Origin of the sequence: Microcoleus sp., from assembly GCF_049646505.1 — a bacterium.
Taxonomy (GTDB): domain Bacteria; phylum Cyanobacteriota; class Cyanobacteriia; order Cyanobacteriales; family Microcoleaceae; genus Microcoleus.
Window position 1 is genome coordinate 1 of record NZ_JBARVX010000567.1, and the last position, 6,594, is coordinate 6,594.

Annotated in this window: 5 protein-coding genes; 3 read left to right on the forward strand and 2 right to left on the reverse strand. The window is 47.9% G+C overall.

The features are described 5' to 3' along the window. Positions 1-445 precede the first annotated feature (445 nt). Together WBA89_RS26605 and WBA89_RS26610 are read right to left on the reverse strand one after the other, a co-directional pair. Positions 446-964 (reverse strand): hypothetical protein, encoded by a 519-nt coding sequence (locus WBA89_RS26605; RefSeq protein WP_424410658.1) that lies wholly within the window; start codon positions 962-964, stop codon positions 446-448. 20 nt (positions 965-984) lie between these two features. After that, positions 985-2,067, reverse strand: coding sequence for a chromosome segregation protein ParM (locus WBA89_RS26610; protein WP_424410659.1), 1,083 nt, complete (start codon positions 2,065-2,067; stop codon positions 985-987). Positions 2,068-2,464: 397 nt separating this feature from the next. Here WBA89_RS26610 and ftsH2 point away from each other — a divergent pair, with 397 nt between their 5' ends. From ftsH2 to WBA89_RS26625, 3 genes are all read left to right on the forward strand, one after another. Beyond that, entirely contained in the window at positions 2,465-4,354 is a 1,890-nt protein-coding gene (ftsH2, locus tag WBA89_RS26615) for an ATP-dependent zinc metalloprotease FtsH2 (protein ID WP_424410660.1), read from the forward strand. 155 nt (positions 4,355-4,509) lie between these two features. Next, entirely contained in the window at positions 4,510-4,887 is a 378-nt protein-coding gene (locus WBA89_RS26620; RefSeq protein ID WP_424410661.1) for a hypothetical protein, read from the forward strand. A gap of 117 nt (positions 4,888-5,004) precedes the next feature. Further along, on the forward strand, positions 5,005-6,294 hold the full coding sequence (locus WBA89_RS26625; protein WP_424410662.1) for an aminopeptidase P N-terminal domain-containing protein: 1,290 nt from the start codon (positions 5,005-5,007) through the stop codon (positions 6,292-6,294). The last annotated feature ends 300 nt before the right edge of the window (positions 6,295-6,594 follow it).

Below are 6,594 nucleotides of genomic sequence, written 5' to 3' on the forward strand. Positions count from 1 at the left end.
CTTTTAGGCCCGATGCCCGATGCCCGATGCCCGATGCCCGATGCCCGATGCCCGATGCCCGATGCCCGCGAGAGCACCTCATCTTTCTGAGAAAGGCTATAACTAATAACTAATAACTAACAACTAATAACTAATAACTAATAACAAATAACAAATAACAAATAACAAATAACAAATAACAAATAACAAATAACAAATAACTAATAACTAATAACTAATAACAAATAACAAATAACAAATAACTAATAACTAATAACTAATAACTAATAACTAATAACTAATAACTAATAACTAATAACTAATAACTAATAACTAATAACAAATAACAAAGTCGATCGCCCTTTTGAAAAAAAGAGCGATCGACTTTATTTATTCTAGTACCCACTGTCAACAGCGGGCTACTAACATCACATCTCAAGGATTTATAGCCTTGGTCTACCTCATACTAGAAATCTTGCGGTAACAAAGAACTTAAACGCTCCAACAAAGGATCGGAATCCCGACGAGGAGCAACCTCAGCATCAGACACTAAATTATCATCCGCCACAGAATCAGACTCAATCGGTTCAGGCTCTACTACTTTTGAAACTTGGGCAAAAGAAACTTGAGCAAACTTAGTGTTAACACTCCCCTGCAACCGATCCAACTGGGCACCGAGTTGACTCAGGTGATGTTCCAGTCCCTCCAAACGGCTTAATTCCTCAGCAGAAACATGGCGCTCGAACTCTGCAAATTTAACTGCAAGTTCAGCGATGCGCTGTTCCAACCGCTGAAAGCTATCTGTCGAGCTAGCAGACTCAGATACAGACAAAAACTGCCACAAAGCTTGCTTGCAGAGATTGCCGAAAGTCTGATACTTCGTAACAGCCAACTCTTTTTCAATAGCGGCCAGCAAAGTTTGATCCGCAGCATCTTCCGTAAACGCCACCGAAAAATTCGCCTTATTTTTTGCCCAAAGTGCCATAGGGTTCAAGCCTTAATGCGTTACTTAATTGTGGCTAGCTGAGCCTCAGCATAAATAAACTGTCCCAAAGCATTAGCTTTCCGAGAAGGTTGAGCCAAGTGAGCCTTAAGATTGGCGTCTTTGAGCAAAGGTTGCAGCACCTCCCAAAAAAACTCGCCGCCGCCGCCAGTCAGAACCACATCCGTCACCCGTTCAGGCAGCCACTGCACCAAACGTTCGGACAGTTCGTTAGCGAAAGCCTCCCGCAAATCCTTAATAATAGGATCTAAGTTAGTCGGCTTAGTCGCTCCTCTAGGACGGTATAAACGCTCGCCTTCTGGTTTATTCACCGCTTCTAGTAAAGACAGAGATTGAGGGTCTGCCCCCGGAATTTTGGAGGCAACTTGTTCGTAGAACTTGTTCATGGCGAAAGAATCGCTCTTAGAAGCGGCCCGGGCGAACCGGAAACGATCGACCATTAACAAATCAGTAGTTTGGTGTCCGATATCGACAACAGCCACCGACAGTTCCGGTAAATCCGGCGTAAACTCCTTGTTGTCTTGAGCCTCGCACCAAATCAGACTGCCGAATCCTTCCGGCATCACCCAAACGTGACGGATGTCAATTTCCACGCGCTCGCCTCGGTACACCACAACGTGGGGAGAGCGCAGTTGGCTGATAATCTCTTCCTTTTCTTTCTCAAATTGCTCCTGGGAATAAAAAGGCAAACCCAGGACTACCGACATTTCGCCCTTCATCTGGAAATATCCAGCACAGGAAAAAACCTTAACCAAAGCATCCACTACTTTCGACTGGTCTGCGCCTCCGAGATTAGCGCCAAAGTCTGCAGCCAGTTGACCGATCGCGTATCCTTTGCCTTGATACTCCAGCCACATATCCAACAGAGGGTCTGTTGCTTTGGACTCAAAGCTGCCGCCCCGCACCTTTTCCACTGGCATATTAGCCACGTTGGCGGGGATAAAAACAACGCTGCTCGGGTTGCGACTTACGCAAGCTTTAGTTGCAGTACGACCCAAATCAGCACTAATAATCGATTTGTGAGAAGCGATCTTAGTCTGCTGCGTCAGCATAGCCGAATTAGGAACAAGCTGTCTAGTTGTCATTGAAATGTGTTACCTCACTGAGCCTCACCATTATCATGCCTTATCCCTTGACACTGCCGCGCTTAAAGACAGTGGGTTTTGAGGCGATTCTTTTAACTCTACCTATATTGGTATCGAAATCAGCACCAAACATTATATTCGGGACGATCGCCCAAACATGAATTTTAGATTTTAGATTTTAGATTTGAGAGGCGACAACAGGGGTCGCGATCCGGGGCTTGTTCCCTGAACGGTTTCAGTCAAGCACTATTTTCGAGCGATCGCGATCGGAGGCCTGGTTGCCCGATCGTGCATTGTTAAGTTAAATTTAGTTAAGATTCTGAGTGTCAACTTTTGTCCCACTTTTCCAGCACCGCGATCTAACCCGATCTGTCCCCAATTCAAGGCATCCCTATTTATGAAAATTTCTTGGCGAACTATACTACTTTGGACTTTACCCGCCTTAGTCATCGGCTTTTTCTTGTGGCAGGGAGCCTTTGCCCCATCCCCAGCAGAAATGAGCAAGAACACCGCCAGCACCCGCTTAAGCTACGGTCGATTCTTAGATTACTTAAACGCCGATCGAGTCACCAGCGTTGATTTGTACGATGGAGGCCGCACGGCGATCGTCCTAGCCGTAGATCCCGAACTAGACAATCGCGAGCAGCGGTGGCGGGTAGACTTGCCATCAAATTCCCCGGAACTCGTTTCTAGGCTTAGAGACTCCCAAATCAGCTTCGACACCCATCCCCTGCGGAACGACGGCGCAGTCTGGGGACTTTTAGGCAATCTAGTATTTCCCCTCTTGCTAGTCGGAGGGCTGTTTTTCCTCTTCCGCCGCGGCGGCGGCAACGTGCCCGGAGGCCCGGGCCAAGCCATGAACTTTGGCAAATCCAAAGCACGCTTTCAAATGGAAGCTAAAACAGGCGTACTGTTCGACGACGTAGCAGGCGTAGAGGAAGCCAAAGAAGAACTTCAAGAAGTCGTGACATTCCTCAAAAAACCCGAACGCTTCACCGCAGTAGGGGCAAAGATTCCCAAAGGCGTGCTGCTAGTCGGCCCTCCCGGAACCGGTAAAACCTTGCTAGCAAAAGCGATCGCAGGGGAAGCCGGCGTGCCTTTCTTCAGCATCTCCGGTTCAGAATTTGTGGAAATGTTCGTCGGTGTCGGCGCATCCCGCGTCCGCGACTTGTTCAAAAAAGCCAAAGAAAATGCTCCTTGCATCATCTTCATCGATGAAATCGACGCAGTGGGCCGCCAGCGCGGCGCAGGCATCGGCGGCGGTAACGACGAACGGGAACAAACCCTGAACCAGTTACTGACGGAAATGGACGGTTTTGAGGGCAATACTGGGATTATCATCATTGCTGCTACAAACCGCCCCGACGTGCTCGACTCGGCGCTGCTGCGTCCGGGACGTTTTGACCGCCAAGTTAGCGTAGATACGCCGGATATCAAAGGCCGTTTGGAAATTTTGGAAGTTCACGCGCGCAACAAGAAGCTGTCTGCAGAGATTTCTTTGGATGCCATCGCCCGCCGCACTCCGGGTTTTACCGGCGCGGATTTGGCTAACTTGCTCAACGAAGCTGCTATTTTAACAGCGAGACGACGGAAAGAAGCGATTACGATGCTCGAAGTTGACGATGCAGTCGATCGCGTGGTAGCAGGTATGGAAGGCACGCCGCTGGTGGACAGCAAGAGCAAGCGCTTGATTGCTTACCACGAAATCGGTCACGCGATCGTCGGTACAGTGATTCAAGCCCACGATCCCGTGCAAAAAGTTACCTTAGTCCCTCGCGGACAAGCCCGCGGCTTGACTTGGTTCATGCCCAGCGAAGACCAAGGTTTGATTTCAAGATCGCAAATCTTAGCCCGGATTAGCGGTGCTTTGGGCGGCCGCGCAGCCGAAGAAGTAGTTTTCGGCGATGCTGAAGTTACCACCGGTGCCGGCAACGACTTGCAGCAAGTTAGCGGTATGGCGCGCCAAATGGTGACTCGCTACGGGATGTCTACCTTGGGCCCGATCGCCCTAGAAGCTCAGCAAAGCGAAATTTTCCTCGGCCGCGACTACACGGCGCGATCGGAATATTCCGAAGAAATTGCCTCTCGGATTGACGGACAAGTCCGGGAAATTGTCGATCGCTGTTACGAAGATGCCCGCCGCATTATTCGCGAAAATCGCACTGTGGTCGATCGTTTAGTCGATTTGCTGATCGAAAAAGAAACCATCGACGGCGAAGAGTTGCGCCTGATCGTCTCTGAATATACTTTTGTTCCTGAAAAAGAACAGTACGTTCCTCAGCTTTAAAAAGTTAAAGCCGAATATTCAGGGCGAATAGAATTCGCGACTACACAAACAAAGTCCGCCGACGCGGACTGAAGAAATTCAACCCGCGCAGGCGGGTTTTGTCTGTGTAGCAGCGGTTTCAACCGCCGACTCAAAAGAAACTCAAAAGAAACTATATGATTAAGAATTCATCGATTTGTTTGATAGTAATTTCAACATTAATTTCCGTCAATACTTTGAGCGCCCGCGCCGAAAACTTAAGATGTTTTGTAGATATTTGCATCGACCCCAGCAGCGTAGAATTAAGCAAATCGGATATTCCCGGTGCTCCTTCTTATCCCGTCAGAATTATTTTAGGCACTCAGCAGTTTAGTAACGAGAAATTGCTGGCGCAGATGGAAGTTAACTGCCCCAAGCGAGAGTTTAGAACTGTCAGAATTAGCGAAGATGGCGAAAACTGGTCGAATTTCGATCCGAGATGGACTTTGGTCGATCGCAGCAAATCATATTTGTCTCGGCTGGTTGACTTTACTTGTAGATTGGCGATCGAATAAGTCTAAAATATCGATCGAGACTTAGGCTGCAATCCAAAATCCCAAATCGAATAACCTAAAATGTCGATCGAGACTTAGACTGCAATCTAAAATCTAAAATCTAAAATCTAAAATCGAATGACAAACCCCAGCGAATACCGGCAAAGACGCGAACAGTTAATGGCAAAAATTGGCAGCGGGACGGCGATATTTCGCAGCGCCCCCGCAGCCGTCATGCACAACGATGTAGAATACGCCTACCGACAAGATAGCGATTTTTTCTACTTAACAGGTTTCAACGAAACGGGGGCCGTAGCAGTGATTGCGCCGCACCACGAAGAACACAAATTTCTCCTCTTCGTGCAGCCAAAAGACTTGGAAAAAGAAACTTGGCACGGTTATCGCGCCGGAGTAGAAGGCGCTAAGAAATTGTACGGCGCGGATGAAGCGTTTCCCATCGCCGAACTTGCCGAAAAATTGCCCAAATATCTAGAAAAAGCCGATCGCATATACTATCACTTCGGGCGCGATCGCACTTTCAACCAAACAATCCTCAATCACTGGCAAAGATTGATGGCAACCTACCCGAAACGCGGTACAGGCCCCACAGCAATCGAAGATTCCAACATCATTTTACACCCGATGCGGCTGGTGAAAAGCGAAACAGAATTAGCATCAATGCGCCAAGCCGCTAACATCTCAGTTACCGCCCACAACCGCGCCCAAGAATTCGCCAAACCCGGCAGGTACGAATACGAAATTCAAGCAGAAATCGAACATATTTTTGGCATGAACGGTGCCACTCCCGCTTATCCTTCCATTGTGGCATCCGGTAACAATTCCTGCGTCCTCCACTACATCGAAAACAACCGCCAAATGCAGGAAAATGATTTGCTGCTAATAGATGCCGGTTGTGCTTGCAACTACTACAACGCCGACATTACTCGCACTTTTCCCGTCAGCGGTAAATTCACCGCCGAACAACAGATTATTTACGACTTAGTTTTGCGATCGCAATTGCAGGCAATTAGTCAAGTATATCCAGGAAATCCTTACAGCAAAATTCACGAAACAGCAGTCCGCGTTTTGGTCGAAGGTTTAATGGATTTAAAACTTTTGGTCGGCGACATTGAAGAGATAATTAAAGAGGAAAAATACAAGCCATTTTATATGCACCGCACCGGGCATTGGCTGGGATTGGACGTGCACGATGCAGGCGTTTATCAGTACGGCGAAACTCCGCAACTTTTGCAGGCGGGACAAGTCCTGACGGTGGAACCGGGGATTTATATTTCTCCTCATATTAAACCCGTTGAAGGACAGCCGGAGGTTCCTGAAAAATGGCGCGGTATTGGTGTGAGAATTGAAGATGATGTTTTGGTGACAGTTGACAATCATGAAGTCTTGACGGCGGGAGTTCCTAAATGATTGTTGGCTGTTGATTGTTGGCTGTTGACTGTTGATTGTTAAGAGGGCGGGCCCGCACCATCCACCGCCCCTACCTGTTGGCTGTTGGCTGTTTGAACAATAGCGATGCAACCGCAAACGATCTAATATCAAATCTAGTAGCATCGGAATTATGAGGGTGCGATCGTCTCGATCGCGATATGCCGCTTTTGGAGACGATCGCACGCTATATCATCCAAATATATTATTCCGATGCAACCGTCGATGATATAAGTTGGCAGTGAAGGCTTGAGTTTTGTTAGTATTGGCTTGAAAAAGCTC

Excerpts from the sequence above, each read along its gene's own strand:
- WBA89_RS26605 (WP_424410658.1), bottom strand. The coding sequence starts at position 964 with ATGGCACTTTGGGCAAAAAATAAGGCGAATTTTTCGGTGGCGTTTACG.
- WBA89_RS26610 (WP_424410659.1), bottom strand. The coding sequence starts at position 2,067 with ATGACAACTAGACAGCTTGTTCCTAATTCGGCTATGCTGACGCAGCAG.
- ftsH2 (WP_424410660.1), top strand. The coding sequence starts at position 2,465 with ATGAAAATTTCTTGGCGAACTATACTACTTTGGACTTTACCCGCCTTA.
- WBA89_RS26620 (WP_424410661.1), top strand. The coding sequence starts at position 4,510 with ATGATTAAGAATTCATCGATTTGTTTGATAGTAATTTCAACATTAATT.
- WBA89_RS26625 (WP_424410662.1), top strand. The coding sequence starts at position 5,005 with ATGACAAACCCCAGCGAATACCGGCAAAGACGCGAACAGTTAATGGCA.